Genomic DNA, 16,550 nt, shown 5'->3' with positions numbered 1-16,550 from the left:
ATACAGTATTCTTTTCAAGCGAACTGTCCGTGATCCGTCCCTGATCTGTACCGCCATGGTGACGGCATACCGTACCTGTACAGGGCCGGACGCGCGCCTAAACTGGTTCGATCGACGACACTTGCGAACCGGGGAGCGATCATGAAGACGATAGGCGTGATTGGCGGGATGAGTTGGGAATCGTCCGCCGAGTATTACCGGCTACTGAACCGCTACGCCAAGACGCGCCTCGGCGGGCACCACAACGCGCGAAGCCTGATGTTGACGGTCGATTTCGCGGACGTTGAGGAACAACAGCGTGCGGGAACGTGGGACGCGCTCGGCGTACAGATGGCCGAGGCCGCCACGCAACTCGAACGCGGCGGCGCGCAAATCGTGCTGCTTGCGACGAATACGATGCATCGCGTGTGCGCATCCATCGAAGCCACGATTTCGATTCCGTTTTTGCATATCGCCGATCCGACCGGTGCGGCACTCAAGGCGGCCGGCGTGACGCGTGCGGGCCTGCTCGGCACACACTATACGATGGAGCAGGACTTCTACGTGGGACGCCTGCGCAGCCACCACGGCATAGAAGCGGTCGTGCCCAGCGAGCGCGATCGCGCGGACGTGCATCGCATCATCTACGAAGAACTTTGTCACGGCGTCGTGACGGCGCAGTCGCGGAACGTTTATCAGCGCGTAATCGAAGACCTGAAGGCGCGAGGGGCGCAGGCCGTAGTCCTCGGTTGCACGGAAATCACGCTGCTAATCGGCCCCGACGATTCGGCGTTGCCGGTGTTCGATACCACCGCGCTGCACGCGCAGGCGGCAGTCGATTGGGCACTCGCCGGATAAAACACGGGCCCATCTGGTTTTTCGCCACGCGTCGCGCTGCGCGGCCGCGCATGTCCAAACTCACGCCACGGGTTTGGGAAGACACGCAAGCGCTTCGGCAACGCGACCTACAACCTCATCCCAGTTACCCGGTTCGATTTGACGGAACAGTCGTGCGCTCGGATACCACGGAGAGTCGTCCCGGTCGCCTAGCCAACGCCAGCACGCGTCATAGCGCGACAGTATCCAGACAGGCTTGTTCAGCGCACCTGCGAGGTGTGCTATCGACGTATCGACGGTAATCACCAGATCGAGGCATTCGACAATCGCTGCGGTGTCCGCGAAATCCTGCACGTCGTCCATCAGGTCGAGCGGCCGTAGATCCGGTGGAAGCTCGTAAATCTGCCGCTGCGTCGTTTCCCCCTTCTGCAAGCTGACGAAGGTCACACCCGGCGTCTGCAGGATGGGCACGAACATTCGCGACGACATGGATCGGCGCTGGTCAAATGCATTTGACGCAGGCGTATGCAGACGCGGATTTCCCGCCCAGACCAGACCGACCTTGAAGCCCCCGGAGAGCAATCTCCCCCTCCACTCTGCCGCCAGACCCTCAGGAGGACGAAGATAAGGCATCGTTGCAGGGATGGTCTCAACGGTCGTACCGAAGAAGTACGGCAGGCTCATGACGAAACACCAATGGTCGTGCCGCGGAATTTGCGACTTCCCGTCCATCGGATAAACGGCATCAACGCCTTCGAGACTACCGAACAAGCGCTGCAGCGCCGGCGGACAAACGATCCCTAACTGATCTACGCCGCTCGCTTTTAGCAGCGGTAGATAACGGCAGAATTGAAGGACGTCCCCGTAGCCCTGCTCCGGCCAGACGAGCAGCGATTTCCCGGCAAGCGGCTCACCGCGCCATCTCGGCCAGGATACGTGAGGAGCGTCAGTAAAATGCGTGCCCATAGCCGCATCATGACGAGATTCATACAACGCCCAGCCTTCCTGGTATTCACCGATACTCAACAGTGACAGCGCCAGGTTCGCCTTTGCGGCCACATAGCCGGGCCGTAATGCCAACGCCCGACGATATGCGGCAATAGACTCCCACTGGCGGCCTTGTTGCCTCAGTGCGTTTCCCAGGTTGTTGTGAGCCTCGGGGGTCGTATCGTCGAGGGATAGTGCGCGCCGGATCGTGACCTCTGCATCAACTGGCCTGTTCAGTTCCAGCAATAGCAGACCCAGGTTGTTATATGCGTCCCTGAAGTCGGGTTTGAGTCGAATCGCCGCGCGGTATTCCTTTTCCGCCTCCGCAACGCGCTTGAGCTTCCAGAGTACGACGCCGTAGCTGTTATGTGCACGCGCATCAGTTGGCGCAATATCAAGCGCCGCCAGCAAGATCGCTTCGGCCTCCGGGTCGCGACGTTGATCTCTCAAGACGATTCCGAGGTTCGTCATGACGTCCGGCGAATCTGGTCTAAGCTTCAGAGCCCGCCAGTAAGCGTGCTCTGCCAGAACAACCTGGCCGCTGGCGTAGAACCAGCAGCCCAGGTTGTTGAAGGCGACGGCCAGGTCGATCCCTGCGTCACCTTCCGTCCGCTCGATCGACACTTCTGCCTGTTCCTGAACGTTATGCAGGCAGATGGCGGCAAGCTCCAGCGCCTCGACGTGCAACGGTTCCGAAATGAGAAGAGTCGTGACGCGAGACAGTGCCTCGCGATACCGACCCGACTGCGCGATTACCTTGCAGGACTCGTAGTCCAACAGATGTAGCTGATCTGATTCCGCCATATTCACAGAGGCACGTAACAAGACATGAATTTAACGGTTGGATCGACGACGACACAACGACAGCGATTTTCAGGAGCAGCCCCCCGAAACGAATGTACGTTTCAGGGGGAATGCTTCCGGTTCGGCCTACGTCAAGATGAATAGCTCATGGTCACCGTACCAGAGTTTTTCGATACCCCGGTCAGGATTCCATAGTAATCACCTGTGGGAGGATTAATGACCGTGCAAGTCAGTGAGCTGAGACCATTTGTCCTGCAATCAGGTCGGTAAGAGGTTGGCGAATCCTTCAAATACATGAAGGCACCCTGATCAGGCGTCGCGAAGGTCGTGTTAATTGTCACGCTCTTTACGCCAGACGGGAGCTTGATTCTTAGATAAGTCATATCGCTCGGGAATTTATCGAACGTTTTCGGCACACCTGCCGAGAGGTCCACGACAGGTGGTGGTTGAACGTTAACTGGGCGAGCATAGGAACTCGTTTTGCCATTCGTATCGGTCACTGTAAGCTTGACAGTGTGTATCCCCGAGTATTCGTAACTGCTGTAAGGATTAAGAGAAACTTCCCTCACCATATCCCCGTTACCCGTCGGCTCTCCCAAATTCCACAACCAGGTTTTAATCGGTACACCGCCTCTAGCTGTCGATCGATCCGTGCATGTAACAAGCATCGAGTTCGTCGCCTGTTCGCATGTAAAGTCCGCCGCTACCGGAATGACACCACTTTTGGCCACCGCGACCGTCTTTTGCGCATCCAGGATTCCTGGGCCCAGGACGCGGTCGGGAGGCGCGGCGAACGGCTGCACACTCTGCTGCAGGAGCGCCCGGAACTCCGCAACGCTCAGCGACTTTGGCAGCACCGCCTGTGCCAGTGCGATGACGCCGCTCACCATCGGGACCGACATTGACGTACCCGACATATACCCATAGCTTTCGGCGCCCGGCAACCCGATTCCACTGTTGTAAGTCGACCAGATGTCGCCTGCCGGAGCCGCGATATCAACGCCGGCTCCATAATTCGAGGAGACCCAGCTTCCATAGGTGCCATCGCTGCCACTGACGGCAATGACGTTTCGACAATTGGCCGGCTGCCACTGTGCGACATCCTCCCTGTCGTTGCCCGCCGCTGTCACCACGATGGCACCTTTACTCGTGGCGAAGTCAATCGCGTTCTGCATCGTCTGCGAGCACATACTTTTCTGAGCCAGACTGAGATTGATCACGGTCGCGGGATTAGCGTTGACCGGAACATTAGGCAGTGTGCCGCCGACGGCCCACGTGATGCCGTCGGCCACGTCCGCCAGGGAACCGGTTCCGCATGTACCCAACGACCTCACGGACAGAAGTTTTGCCTCGGGTGCTACGCCTGCGACGCCAACGCCGTTGTTCGTCTGCGCCGCTGCAATACCGGCGACGTGCGTACCGTGCCACGGAAGTCCACAACTTCCGCTTGTCAGGCCGGGGTCGAACCCGCCCGGCGCCGGTGCAACGCCCATGATCATGTATCCAGGCACCAGATTGGCACTAAAATCGCTGTGATTCGTGACACCCGTGTCGACAATTCCGATGACCGACCCGCGGCCTTTCGATATTTCCCACGCTCCCTCCGCACGAATGCCCGGGGTTATGTTGTCGGTCAGGTTGGACTTCAAAAACCACTGTCTGAAATAGTAGGGATCGTTGGGTGCCGACTGGATCGTCATCTCGACGTCCGGTTCGACATATTCGACGTCCGGATCCGAAGCGATGGCGCGCATGAACGCGTTGGCATCGCTGGCGTTCAACTTTCTCTCGGTTGTGACGACGTCGGAACCGATACCCATGCGACGATGGTGATTCGCTTTGGCGGGAAACGCCGACCTCAGTCTGGACAGTTTCGATCGCACTGCGGAAGTATCCTTGCCTTCAGCGCTGCTTGCCTTGTACTTGACGATAAAGCGGTCGGTTGTCGACTCGTCGTTCACTGTGATCGCATGCATTTTCATTGCGATTTCCGGCGCGACGTTTTCCGATGCCGCGGCGTTCGTTGCCGCCACTACTTCCGCGGACTTAGCTTCAGAGGTAGCGCCTGCCACATCTACACCGGGAGCTTCACCGTTTTCGCCACTTGCTCCGCAAGCGGCAATAGTCAGCGGCAAAATAACCGACACGACGCCACGCAGGAGTGTTGGTACTGTTATTGATATCACGTCCATTCCTTCAGTTTTTTACTCGACTTAGTACTTCGTAGTCCGATTTATTTACCTCGAACAAACTCCATTCGAACGCTGTTCGCTACAAAATTGAAATTACCATTGCGCTCCGCTTTCCCGCGGCCTCCACTTCGCAGGAAGCACGACCAATCCGTCATCCTGCTTGAGAGCGATTGAGCTATATTTAGCTCACACTAGATATACTCTCGCTGCAGTGGTACCAAGAGGTATAGGACTCTTCCGAATTCGCGGAGAAGCATGGCTAACCTGACTAGTCGATCAGTCAGCGTTCACGCTTTGAGGGGGGGAACCGGTTCGAAGGAGACAACAGCGAGATCGGTCCACTGTGGGTAGGCGGCTTACGACACTGGCACTGTATCTCAGCAGTCTATTTGGCTCTCGAAGAAGTCGTTACGAATTCGTCCCAATTCATGGCCCTATCATTTGATGACCAGGTGGATCTACTCATGGGGCCACGGGCGTTCTATGCTGCCTGTCAATTCAACGCCAGATCAGACCATGCAAACAACCACGCCAGCCAGTGACCGAACGCGTATCCGCCGTATTGCCGAACGTGGCCAGTACGAAAGGGAAACGCTCGATACCATTCTCGATGCAACCCATCTCTGCCACCTGTCATTCGCCGATGAGCGAGGCGCGCACTGCATTCCCATGGCCTGCTGGCGAACGGGTGATTATCTCTATGTGCATGGCTCGAACGGCAGCCGGCTGCTGAAGTTGGCGTCAGCAGGCGCGCAGGTCTGCATCGGTGTGACCCATCTGGATGGCCTGGTACTGGCCCGGTCGGCGTTTAATCATTCCATGAACTATCGAAGTGCCGTGATCTACGGCAAATTCGAACGCGTTCCAGAGCATGAAAAGGCTGCTGCACTGGATGCATTCATGGAATCGATCGCGCCGGGGCGTTCGGCCGAAGTACGCGGAGGCAACGAAAAAGAACTGGCGGCAACCACTGTGCTGCGTATCGCACTCGAAGAATTCGCGTGCAAGATCCGCACTGGTGGTCCGGAAGATGATCCCGAAGATATGGATCGTCCGGTCTGGGCCGGGGTATTGCCGCTCGCGATGACGCCACAAGCGCCGCAACGCGATGGGGAGACGGCGAATGCGCCTGCGTACGTCCGCAACTGGTGTCGCGATGACGCTTGAGCGCCCGCTGGGTTTCCCGGGAAGGCGCTCGGCGATGCGTTACGCGGACTAAAGCGCCGCCGTTTCGTTAACAGCATGCGAGGGCATCATGTCCACTTCAGGCAATCTGTCCATCGACGCGGTTTCGCCCCGCATGAGCTGGACGACCTTCGAGAAGTCCGTTCCAGGTGCAGTCGCGGCGCTGCGCAGCCTGGGGCAGGCGGTCCACGATACAGGGCTGGATAAACGGCTGATCGAGCTGGTCAAAGTCCGCGTGTCGCAACTCAACGGCTGCGCTTATTGCCTCAAATTACATCTGGACTGGGCTCGTCAAGCGGGCGTACCGCAGATGCGGCTCGATCTCGTCGCAGCATGGCGTGACGCAGGCTGTTTCGATACGCGGGAGCGCGCGGCGCTTGCCTGGGCCGAGAGCCTCACTTGCATGATGTCGCAGCACGTGGACGACGAGGCATTTGAGCATGCGCGACGACAGTTCTCAGAAACCGAACTGGCCGCGCTGACGACCGCCGTTGCGACGATCAATGCATGGAATCGTATCGCTGGCTCGTTGAGGTTTGCGATGCCGGGGTGAGGTGCGGGCTTGTGACGGCTCGCCGATTGACGTCGGACGAGCCTCAGCTGTTATTCGAGCGCCACAAAGCACAAAGGGCTACAGGCAAATGCACTGTAACCCTTTGATTTGATTCGCTGGTTGCGGGGGTAGGATTTGAACCTACGACCTTCGGGTTATGAGCCCGACGAGCTGCCAGACTGCTCCACCCCGCGTCCGTCAGAGAAAAGAATTATAGGGTATTGCAGCGCTTACGTCAAACACTTTTCTCGATTCGGGGGAAAAGCGCCAACATGCTGCGAACGCGCGCGACAATCAAGTGACCGATCAACCTGCATCCACCGCGTACGAGCTTTAATCAGCACTACAGATTGAACCGTGACCCCGCGTTGCATCGACCGCGAGCAACGGCGCCACGTCCTCGGCCCATTCGAGCCACGTCTCGTGCCCGCGTATCCCCGCCTTCAGGATCGCGTACTGCAACTGCTGGCCATGCGTGAGCGACGGCGCGCCGAAGTCGCGCTTCTCGATCTCGCGATACAGGCCAAGCCGTGCCCGGTTCTCCTCGATCAGGCGCAGCAGTTCGTCGCCAAGCCCCAGCGGACCCACTACCGCATCGGCGCGCAGCTTCAGCAAGAACGCATTGCGGTCGTCGCGTCCGAGCGGCGTCTCGCGAGCCCAACGCCTCACCTCTTCCCGCCCGACTGGCAGCACGCAATAAACCTTCTTGCGCTGCGCGCTTGCAGCCTCGTCTTCCGCGACAGCCACCCACCCCGCCTCCACCATACGGCCGAGTTCACGGTAGATCTGCTGATGTGTGGCGTGCCAGAAGTAGCCGATTGCGCGATCGAAGCGCCGCGCGAGGTCATAGCCGCTGGACGGCTTCTCCAGCAGGGCAATCAGGATGGCATGGGGTGTCGACATGCGGCGATTCTAAACCACGCCTGTACCACGCCGGCTGGAATCACCCGAACGCTGACACTATGCAACTGGTTGCATAGTGTCAGCCGGTTTGTTATGTTGTGCCCTGCTGAGCCACCGTGCGCTGCACCGTCGTCCCGGTTTCGCTTCCAGCAGATGCAACCCCAAACACGACAGCGCCCGGATCCGGCCGCCGTCCCGCCTACTTAACATGTGACCAGAGCAAGCGCTGAAGCATTGACTCTGGTCGACACAGGAGTCAGTAATGTCCCTGCCCGCCGTGCTGCGCCGCGGTCTGTCGATTCCGGTCGTCGGCTCGCCGCTCTTCATCATTTCGAATCCCGATCTCGTCATCGCGCAGTGCAAGGCGGGTGTGGTCGGCTCATTCCCCGCGCTCAACGCGCGGCCCGAGCACGTGCTCGGCGAATGGCTTGATCGCATCACGACCGAACTCGCGCAATACAACGCGAAGCACCCCGACAACCCCGCCGCACCGTTCGCGGTGAACCAGATCGTCCACAAGTCGAACGACCGTCTCGAGCACGATCTGGGCGTCTGCGCCGAGTACAAGGTGCCCATCGTCATCACGTCGCTCGGTGCGCGCGAGGAAGTCAATCACGCCGTGCATGCGTGGGGCGGCATCGTGCTGCACGACGTCATCAACAACAGGTTCGCGAAGAAGGCCATCGAAAAGGGGGCCGACGGCCTCATCGCCGTCGCTGCGGGTGCAGGCGGCCACGCTGGCACACTCTCGCCGTTCGCGCTGATTCACGAGATCCGCGAATGGTTCGATGGTCCGCTGCTGCTCTCGGGCGCGATCGGCAACGGCAACGCGATTCTGGCCGCGCAGGCCGCAGGCGCGGATCTCGCGTATATCGGTTCGGCGTTCATCGCGACGAACGAAGCGAATGCCGTCGACGCGTACAAGCAGATGATCGTCGACAGCAATGCGGGCGATATCGTCTACTCGAATCTCTTCACCGGCGTGCACGGCAACTATCTGCGCCAGAGCATCGTTGCGAGCGGGCTCGACCCGGACGCGCTGCCTGTGTCCGATCCATCCACGATGAGCTTCGGCTCGAATCGCGTGAAGCCGTGGAAGGACATCTGGGGCTCGGGTCAGGGTATCGGCGCGGTCAAAGACGTCGTGCCGGCGGCCGAGTTGATCGCGCGCCTGAAACGCGAGTACGACGCTGCGCGCGCGCGTCTCGGCGTCGTCGCCGTTACGGCTGAGGCTTAAACGAGGCTCGCTTCGGCTGCGCGATGCGGTTCATAATGACGCGTCGTGCGCGCCCCTCGTCGCGGCGCGCGTCCCGTTTTGTCGCAAGCCGATCGAGCCTCATATGAAAATCGCCACCTGGAACGTCAATTCGCTGAAGGTCCGCCTGCAGCACGTCATCGACTGGCTCAAGGAGAGCCAGACCGACGTGCTGTGCCTTCAGGAATTGAAGCTCCCCAACGAAAAATTCCCGGGCGCCGAACTCGAAGCAGCGGGCTACCGCAGCTGGTTCGCCGGTCAGAAAACCTATAACGGCGTGGGCATTCTCGTGCGCGACGGCCTCATCGTCGACGAAGCGACGGTCGTGCGCAACATCCCCGGTTTCGAGGATCCGCAGCAGCGCGTGATCGCCACGACGATCGGCGACGTGCGCGTCGTGAGCGCGTACTTTCCCAACGGCCAGGCGCCTGGCACCGAGAAGTTCGCCTACAAGCTGGACTGGCTGAACGCGATGCACGACTGGCTCGCGCAGGAAATGCAGCGCTATCCGAAGCTCGCGCTGCTAGGCGATTACAACATTGCCCCCGAAGATCGCGACGTACACGATCCAAAAGCCTGGGAAGGCCAGAACCTCGTCTCGCCGGAGGAGCGTGCACAGTTCGCACGGCTGATCGAACTGGGTTTCGTCGATGCTTTCCGCCAGTTCGAGCAGCCCGAAAAAACCTTCACGTGGTGGGATTACCGCATGTTCGCGTTCCGTCGCAACGCCGGCATGCGGATCGATCACATCCTGCTCTCACCCGCGCTTGCGCCGCTGTGCAAGTCGGTCGAAGTCGACAAGACGCCACGCAAGTGGGAGCAGCCTTCGGATCACACGCCGGTCATCGCCCAACTCGACGTGGTGAGCTGAGCGCCTCACCACCTTCCGGCGAGCGTCGTCCACAGGAAACGGAACACGAGCGCGTCGTATTCGGCGCGTTCCAGCGCATCGCTGCCTGGCCCGTGGCCGCCTTCTGTATTCTCCAGATACCAGACGTTCGCGTGCCCCTGTTCCTGCATGCGTGCGACCATCTTGCGTGCGTGGCCGGGATGTACCCGGTCATCGCTGGTCGAAGTCGTGAAGAGTGACGGCGGATACGCCACGCCGTCCTTCACGCGCTGATACGGCGAGTACGCGGCCAGCGCACGTGCTTGCACCTCGTCCTCGGGATCGCCGTATTCGTCGATCCACGACGCACCCGCGTGCAACAGCGGATAACGCTGCATGTCGAGCAGCGGCACCTCACACACCACAGCGCCAAACAACTCGGGCCGCTGCACCATGCACGCAGCGACAAGCAGCCCGCCGTTACTGCCACCCTTGATGCCGAGTTGCGCCGCGCTCGTGAAGCCTTGCGCTACGAGTTGCTCTGCGACGGCGATGAAATCGTCGAACGAGCGCTGCCGATGCTCGCGCTGCGCCTCGACGTGCCAGGCCGTGCCGTATTCGCCGCCACCGCGGATATGCGCGACCACAACGATCCCGCCCTGCTCCAGCCAGCCGATCCCCGAGCTCACGAGATACTGCGGCGTAAGCGCGATAGCGAAGCCGCCGTAACCGGTCAAGAGACACGGTGCGCGCTTGCGAGCGCCCTCCTCGATCACGTCACGCGGCCCGATCACCGTGAACGGCACACGTGTGCCATCCGCCGACTGCGCGTGCGAGCGGATCACGGCGAGCGGCGCGGCATCAAACTGGGTAGGCCAGCGGTCGATTAATTCCCAGTCCTGAAGATCAGCCTTCGCGATATCGGCGAACCAGTATTCGGGCGGCTGAAGGTAATCGTCGACGTCGACGAACACTTCGTCGTCGAGTGTGTCTTCAACCGGCGACACGTCCACCTGCGATGTCGCGCGAACTGGAAATGCGCGCGAGCTCCACGAGCGAACACCATCGTCGGACGGCGGCTCCCACAACATCGTGCGGCTTTGCACATCGTCGAGCCACGAGACCACGAGATAGTTCTTCGTGTTGGTCCAGTCGCACGCGGAGGTGACTGGCGTCGGTGTGAAAAGCGCCGTCATGGTGCGATCGCCAGCGAGGAACGCACTCTCGCGGATCGCGAGCAGCGCGCCGCCCGGATGCGTGAGCCCCGCACAGGTCCAGTCGAGCCGCGGCTCGAGCAGCAACCAGCCGTGCCACGCACCGACCGCGACATGCGACGGCAGGTCGTACTGCTGCCATTCGCCCTTGTCGTCGAGCCAGTAGTTGTACGCATCGAAGAAGTCGACGCTGCGCACGATGTCGTGACGCCGCTCGACGGGATCGTAGTCCGCTTCCACGCTGATATCGCCAAACTCGCCGCGGAATACGACGGGCGCATCGGCAAGCCGCGCACCACGCGTCCAGCGCCGCACTTCACGCGGATAACCCGAACGCGTAAGCGTCCGGCGCCCGTTGTCCCAGCCGACATAGACGGTATCGCGGTCGATCCACGAAATCGTGTGCTTGCCCTCTTTCGGAATCGCGAAACCGCCATCCAGGAACACGCGCCGCTCGATGTCGAACTCGCGAACGATCACGGCATCGGCGCCGCCGTCCGAGAGCTGGATCAGCGCGCGGTCGCCGTCCGGATAGAGGATGTCGATGCCCGCGCAGACCCACGGCACGCCCTCGGCATCGCCGAGCGCGTCGAAATCGATCAGCGTCTGCCACTGCGGTTTGCCCGCGCGCCAGTCGGCCCACGGCGCACGGCGCCACAGGCCCTTGGGGTTGTCTTCGTCTTCCCAGAGATCGTAGGCCCACTGTTGCCAGCGGCTCGGGATCACAGGACGCTCGCGCGGAAGATAGGCCTCGCCAAGACGCTTCTGCAGCGCGTCAAAGCGAGCGCCGCCCTGCCACGCGGCACGCGTGCGCGCGTTCTGTTGCTCGACCCATGCGCTTGCGTCGGGGTCGTCGAGCGATTCGAGTGAAAGAAAGGGATCGGCCTCGCCGGGCCAGACGGAATTCACGGACATAGTCGATTGCGAGCTGGGGAACAGCGTCGATTATGCCCTGAGCGCGCAACCGCACATCGATCGGCGCATCGATCCGGTTGTCGAGCCGGACCGATGCGCCCTCTTCACGCCAGTCACTCCAGATTCAGTTCCTGGATCTTGCGCGTGATGGTGTTGCGGCCAATACCGAGGCGCTCCGCCGCCTCGACCTTGCGACCGCGCGTGAAGTCGAGTGCCTCGCGGATCACGGCGGCCTCGAAGCGGCGCGAGAGTTCGTCCATGACGTCCGCGCTGTTTTCACGCAACAGCTTGGCGACTTCGGTACGCAAACCCGACTCCCACACGGCGACCACAGCGGCCGCATGGGGTACCGCGCCCGACGCCGCATGCGCGAACGGCGTGGTTCCGTTTGCACCGATGCCGGCCGGCGATGCGCCGCCGGACACCGCGAGGCCGATGGCATCGCCATGCGGCACCATGGCGCCAGCGTCGTCCGATGCGTTGTGCGCAGGCACGAGGTCCGGCGGCAGATCCTTGATCTCGATGGTCTGCGCGGGCGCCATCACGGTCAGCCAGTTCGCCAGATTCTCCAGTTGCCGCACGTTGCCGGGAAACGGCAGCGACGACATATAGGCGAGCGCTTCCTCGGACACGCGCTTGGGTTCGACGCCCAGTTCGCGCGCACTCTTCTGCAGGAAATGGCGCGTGAGCAGCGGAATGTCTTCGCTGCGCTCGCGCAGGGCCGGCAAACGCAGACGGATCACGTTGAGGCGGTGATACAGATCCTCGCGGAACAGTCCCTGGCGCACGCGCGTTTCGAGATTCTGGTGCGTCGCCGCGATCACGCGCACGTTCGCGCGCAGCGGATTGTGTCCGCCCACGCGATAGAACTGCCCATCCGATAGGACGCGCAAGAGACGCGTCTGCAGATCGAAAGGCATGTCGCCGATTTCGTCGAGAAACAGCGTGCCGTTCTCGGCTTGCTCGAAGCGCCCCTGGCGCATCGCCTGAGCACCCGTGAACGCGCCGCGCTCGTGGCCGAACAGTTCGGATTCCAGAAGATCCTTCGGGATAGCCGCGGTGTTGAGCGCGATGAACGGACCATTCGCGCGTGGGCTATGACGGTGCAGCGCGCGCGCCACAAGCTCCTTTCCGGTGCCAGATTCGCCTGTGATGAGCACGGTCGCTGCCGAATGCGAGAGCCGCCCGATTGCCCGGAACATGTCCTGCATGGCCGGCGCCTGGCCGAGCATCTCGGGCGCTTCAGCGGGACGCTCATCCACCGGATGCTCGCCGCGCACGCTCTCGTCCACGGCGCGGCGGATCAGCTCGACCGCACGGTCGACGTCGAACGGTTTGGCGAGATATTCGAACGCACCGCCCTGGAACGCCGCTACCGCGCTATCGAGATCGGAGAACGCGGTCATGATGATGACGGGCAGCCCCGGCTGGCGCTCGCGCACCGTCTGCAGCAATTCGAGCCCCGAGCCGCCCGGCATCCGGATATCGGACACGAGGACTTGCGGACTGTCGTGGTCGAGTGCGCTCGCGGCCTCGCGCACCGTCGAGAAGCTACGGGTAGCGAAATTCTCGCGGGCAAGTGCCTTTTCCAGCACCCAGCGAATCGATTGGTCGTCGTCTACTATCCAGATCGGCTTCATAAGATCGGTGAGAAGTCCTGTTGGCGTGCAAGCGGTATCAGTAGATCAGTAGTCGAGCGGCAGCAGGATCTGAAACTCCGTATGACCCGGACGGCTGTCCACTTCGATCAGCCCGTCGTGCTGTTGCACGAAGTTCTGAGCGAGCGTGAGACCGAGACCGGTACCATCCTCGCGCCCCGACACGAGCGGATAGAAGATACGGTCACGGATGTCCTCCGGAATGCCGGGCCCGTTGTCGGTGATATGCAAGTCCAGTGCCAGCTTGCAGAGGCGTTTCGCAATCGTGACCTTGCGCGCGACGCGCGTGCGGATCTCGATGCGCGCATCGCCCTGCGAGATGCGTTCGCGCAGCGCCTGTGCCGCGTTGCGCATGATGTTGAGCAGCGCCTGGATCAGCTGCTCCTTGTCGCCGCGCAGGTCGGGCACGCTCACGTCGTAGTCGCGCTCGATCGTGAGGCCGCGCGGGAACTCCGCGAGGATCAGCGCGCGCACGCGTTCGCACACCTCGTGAATGTTCACGTCGCCGACGATATGCGGATGCCGGTGCGGCTCGAGCAGCCGGTCGACGAGCGTCTGCAGCCGGTCCGACTCCTTGATGATGACCTGCGTGTACTCGCGCAAATCATCGCGATTGAGCGTGCCCAGTTCGAATTCGAGCAACTGCGCGGCGCCGCGAATCCCGCCGAGCGGATTCTTGATCTCGTGCGCAAGGTTGCGGATCAGATGCTTGTTGACGGTCGTGAGGTCGTGGATGCGCTCCTCACGGTCGCTCTTCAGGTGCCGCTCGATCTCGAACAGTTCGAGCAGCACGTAGTCAGGCGCACTCTCCAGAAAGCCGACGATCACATGCACGTGCAGCGGCTCGCGGCCCGGGCGTTCGAACGTCGCGTCGAGATGCGTCGCGTGAAAACGGTGCTCGGCAATCGCGGCGATCGTCGAGACCAGTTCGTCGGCATTCGCGAACAGATCTGGCCACGCCATCTGCGTCAACTGGCGGCGCGAGAGATCGAGCATCGCCTCGGCCGACGGATTCGCAAACGCGACACGCAGCGTGCGCTTTTCGAGCACGAGAACGACCGTCGGCAGCGACTCGAAGCCGGGCAAGAGCGCCGAGCCGACGAGTTGCGCGTCGTCCGAAAGTGGTTCCGCGTGGCCCTTCCTGGCTCTGATCAGATTTTTGAGCACCATGTGGCTGTCCGTGCACCCTTACACCCGTTACGCACACCGGCAATGTCGATGTCGTTCAAGTACCTCGCCCGCGCGAGGTACTTGAACGACGAACGGCGAAACGAAAAAGGGACGGCGCCGCCGTCCCTTTTGACCGATCGCGACCCTCGCGCGCATCGAAACAGCGCTTCGCCGCATTCGTAGCAAGCGAAGCGCCATCGTCGAATTACAGCGAGTAGTACAGCTCGAACTCGACCGGGTGGGTGGTCATGCGCACGCGTTGCAGTTCCGATTCCTTCAGATCGAGGTAAGCGTCGATCATGCTGTCGGTGAACACGCCACCGCGCGTCAGGAACTCGCGATCCTTGTCGAGCGCGTCCAGCGCCTGGTCGAGGCCCGCGCAAACGGTCGGGATCTTTGCATCCTCTTCCGGCGGCAGGTCGTACAGGTTCTTGTCAGCGGCTTCGCCCGGGTGGATCTTGTTCTGCACGCCGTCGAGACCTGCCATCATCAGTGCCGAGAAGCACAGGTACGGATTGGCCATCGGGTCCGGGAAGCGCGTTTCGATACGGCGGCCCTTCGGGTTGCTCACGTGCGGAATGCGGATCGACGCCGAGCGGTTGCGTGCCGAGTAGGCCAGCTTGACCGGTGCTTCGAAGTGCGGCACGAGACGCTTGTACGAGTTCGTCGACGGGTTCGTGATCGCGTTCAGGGCACGGGCGTGCTTGATGATGCCGCCGATATAGAACAGCGCGAATTCCGAGAGACCAGCGTAGCCGTTACCCGCGAACAGGTTCTGGCCGTCCTTCCAGATCGACTGGTGAACGTGCATGCCCGAACCGTTGTCGCCAACGATCGGCTTCGGCATGAACGTCGCCGTCTTGCCGTACGTGTGCGCGACGTTGTGGATGATGTACTTCATCTGCTGCGTCCAGTCGGCGCGCTCGACGAGCGTCGAGAACTTCGTGCCGATTTCGTTCTGGCCCTGGCCCGCCACTTCGTGGTGGTGCACTTCGACCGGAATGCCGATCTGCTCGAGCAGCAGGCACATTTCCGAACGGATGTCCTGGAACGTGTCGACCGGTGCGACCGGGAAGTAGCCGCCCTTCACGCCCGGACGGTGACCCGTGTTGCCGCCTTCGATTTCCTTGCCCGACGACCACGGTGCTTCATCCGAGCCGATCTTCACGAAGCAGCCCGACATGTCCGTGTTCCACTGGACCGAGTCGAAAATGAAGAATTCGGGTTCCGGACCGAAGAACGCCGTATCGCCGAGGCCGGTGCTCTTCAGGTAGGCTTCAGCGCGCTTTGCGAGCGAACGCGGGTCGCGTTCGTAGCCCTTGCCGTCCGCCGGTTCGACCACGTCGCAGGTCAGCACGAGCGTCGATTCTTCGTAGAACGGGTCGATGAAGGCGGTGTTCGCGTCCGGCACGAGCAGCATGTCCGACGCTTCGATACCCTTCCAGCCGGCAATCGACGAACCGTCAAACGCATGGCCGCTTTCGAACTTGTCTTCGTCGAAGTGCGAAACCGGCACCGAAACGTGCTGCTCTTTGCCGCGCGTGTCGGTGAAACGGAAGTCGACAAACTTGACGTCTTCGTCCTTGACGAGTTGCATGACGTCGGCCACGGATTTGCTCATAACCTATTCTCCTGATTAACAATTTCGGCGAACGTTGCCGCCTTCCCGATTCTGCTGATCCCCGCCGGCCAGTGCGCTTGCGGTTTCTTAAGGCCGGCTGCGGGTCGATGGCGACGGATATAGCAGCTTCCGTGCCAGCCACGCGCTACGACGGAACAAATCCCTTTACCGACGCGGACCTGGCGTAAAAAGTCCGCGCGCAAGAATGTGATGAATCCCGTACGCTCGTCGGTCGAACGCACCACTTCTGTGCAATCCCGATGTTGGCGCGTAAATCAGGCTCTATTCTGGTGCAATACGCCAAGTATGCACCACCTGGATGCAAACGACGCCTTCGCGCCATCCTCAGCCGATGAAGTGCGCGCTTTCGAGGCAGTCACTCTGGCTGCGGGGGGTCATTATCCACCGAAGTCGGATGAGAGTTACGAAACTCGTGTGTGGCATCCCG

At 61.2% G+C, this 16,550-nt stretch carries 12 protein-coding genes and 1 tRNA gene; 5 read left to right on the top strand and 8 right to left on the bottom strand.

Annotation, left to right across the window (positions count from 1 at the left end; genetic code table 11):
* Positions 1–141: 141 nt before the first annotated feature.
* Entirely contained in the window at positions 142–837 is a 696-nt protein-coding gene (locus L0U80_RS05995; protein ID WP_233863063.1) for an aspartate/glutamate racemase family protein, read from the top strand.
* Between the two features lie 60 nt (positions 838–897).
* Here the strand turns inward: L0U80_RS05995 and L0U80_RS05990 are convergent, their stop codons facing one another.
* Both L0U80_RS05990 and L0U80_RS05985 read right to left on the bottom strand, forming a co-directional pair.
* Positions 898–2,580 carry a tetratricopeptide repeat-containing glycosyltransferase family protein gene (locus L0U80_RS05990; protein WP_233863062.1) on the bottom strand — a complete coding sequence of 561 codons (1,683 nt, stop codon included), beginning with the start codon at positions 2,578–2,580 and terminating at the stop codon, positions 898–900.
* A gap of 158 nt (positions 2,581–2,738) precedes the next feature.
* Positions 2,739–4,793, bottom strand: a complete 2,055-nt coding sequence (locus tag L0U80_RS05985; RefSeq protein WP_233863061.1) for a S8 family serine peptidase — start codon at positions 4,791–4,793, stop codon at positions 2,739–2,741.
* 522 nt (positions 4,794–5,315) lie between these two features.
* Between L0U80_RS05985 and L0U80_RS05980 the strand changes: the two genes are divergently transcribed.
* Both L0U80_RS05980 and L0U80_RS05975 read left to right on the top strand, forming a co-directional pair.
* Positions 5,316–5,966, top strand: coding sequence for a pyridoxamine 5'-phosphate oxidase family protein (locus L0U80_RS05980; protein WP_233863060.1), 651 nt, complete (start codon positions 5,316–5,318; stop codon positions 5,964–5,966).
* Positions 5,967–6,054: 88 nt separating this feature from the next.
* A complete protein-coding gene (locus L0U80_RS05975) occupies positions 6,055–6,537 on the top strand; it encodes a carboxymuconolactone decarboxylase family protein (protein ID WP_233863059.1) in 483 nt (160 codons plus the stop codon).
* Positions 6,538–6,654: 117 nt separating this feature from the next.
* On the opposite strand, the gene L0U80_RS05970 is transcribed toward L0U80_RS05975, so the two are convergent.
* Positions 6,655–6,731, bottom strand: a tRNA-Met gene (locus L0U80_RS05970).
* A gap of 139 nt (positions 6,732–6,870) precedes the next feature.
* Positions 6,871–7,440, bottom strand: coding sequence for a PadR family transcriptional regulator (locus L0U80_RS05965; RefSeq protein ID WP_233863058.1), 570 nt, complete (start codon positions 7,438–7,440; stop codon positions 6,871–6,873).
* Positions 7,441–7,702: 262 nt separating this feature from the next.
* Between L0U80_RS05965 and L0U80_RS05960 the strand changes: the two genes are divergently transcribed.
* Complete coding sequence (locus L0U80_RS05960; RefSeq protein WP_233863057.1) at positions 7,703–8,677, top strand: NAD(P)H-dependent flavin oxidoreductase; 975 nt, start codon at positions 7,703–7,705, stop codon at positions 8,675–8,677.
* 103 nt (positions 8,678–8,780) lie between these two features.
* Positions 8,781–9,566, top strand: a complete 786-nt coding sequence (gene xth / locus L0U80_RS05955; RefSeq protein WP_233863056.1) for an exodeoxyribonuclease III — start codon at positions 8,781–8,783, stop codon at positions 9,564–9,566.
* Positions 9,567–9,571: 5 nt separating this feature from the next.
* Here the strand turns inward: xth and L0U80_RS05950 are convergent, their stop codons facing one another.
* The 4 genes from L0U80_RS05950 to glnA form a co-directional block, all read right to left on the bottom strand.
* Entirely contained in the window at positions 9,572–11,653 is a 2,082-nt protein-coding gene (locus tag L0U80_RS05950) for a prolyl oligopeptidase family serine peptidase (protein ID WP_233863055.1), read from the bottom strand.
* Between the two features lie 113 nt (positions 11,654–11,766).
* Entirely contained in the window at positions 11,767–13,293 is a 1,527-nt protein-coding gene (gene ntrC, locus L0U80_RS05945; RefSeq protein ID WP_233863054.1) for a nitrogen regulation protein NR(I), read from the bottom strand.
* Between the two features lie 45 nt (positions 13,294–13,338).
* Complete coding sequence (glnL, locus tag L0U80_RS05940; RefSeq protein WP_233863053.1) at positions 13,339–14,481, bottom strand: nitrogen regulation protein NR(II); 1,143 nt, start codon at positions 14,479–14,481, stop codon at positions 13,339–13,341.
* 205 nt (positions 14,482–14,686) lie between these two features.
* Complete coding sequence (gene glnA / locus L0U80_RS05935) at positions 14,687–16,102, bottom strand: type I glutamate--ammonia ligase (protein WP_233863052.1); 1,416 nt, start codon at positions 16,100–16,102, stop codon at positions 14,687–14,689.
* Between the last annotated feature and the right edge of the window lie 448 nt (positions 16,103–16,550).

Source organism: Paraburkholderia adhaesiva, from assembly GCF_021390575.1.
In the GTDB taxonomy this organism is placed as follows: Bacteria; Pseudomonadota; Gammaproteobacteria; order Burkholderiales; family Burkholderiaceae; genus Paraburkholderia; species Paraburkholderia adhaesiva.
Note: the sequence above shows the minus strand (reverse complement) of the source record. Positions and strands in the feature narration are given on the sequence as shown.

Coding starts and splice junctions, on each gene's coding strand:
- L0U80_RS05950 (WP_233863055.1), bottom strand. CDS start 11,653: ATGTCCGTGAATTCCGTCTGGCCCGGCGAGGCCGATCCCTTTCTTTCA.
- L0U80_RS05995 (WP_233863063.1), top strand. CDS start 142: ATGAAGACGATAGGCGTGATTGGCGGGATGAGTTGGGAATCGTCCGCC.
- ntrC (WP_233863054.1), bottom strand. CDS start 13,293: ATGAAGCCGATCTGGATAGTAGACGACGACCAATCGATTCGCTGGGTG.
- xth (WP_233863056.1), top strand. CDS start 8,781: ATGAAAATCGCCACCTGGAACGTCAATTCGCTGAAGGTCCGCCTGCAG.
- L0U80_RS05960 (WP_233863057.1), top strand. CDS start 7,703: ATGTCCCTGCCCGCCGTGCTGCGCCGCGGTCTGTCGATTCCGGTCGTC.
- glnA (WP_233863052.1), bottom strand. CDS start 16,102: ATGAGCAAATCCGTGGCCGACGTCATGCAACTCGTCAAGGACGAAGAC.
- L0U80_RS05975 (WP_233863059.1), top strand. CDS start 6,055: ATGTCCACTTCAGGCAATCTGTCCATCGACGCGGTTTCGCCCCGCATG.
- L0U80_RS05965 (WP_233863058.1), bottom strand. CDS start 7,440: ATGTCGACACCCCATGCCATCCTGATTGCCCTGCTGGAGAAGCCGTCC.
- L0U80_RS05980 (WP_233863060.1), top strand. CDS start 5,316: ATGCAAACAACCACGCCAGCCAGTGACCGAACGCGTATCCGCCGTATT.
- glnL (WP_233863053.1), bottom strand. CDS start 14,481: ATGGTGCTCAAAAATCTGATCAGAGCCAGGAAGGGCCACGCGGAACCA.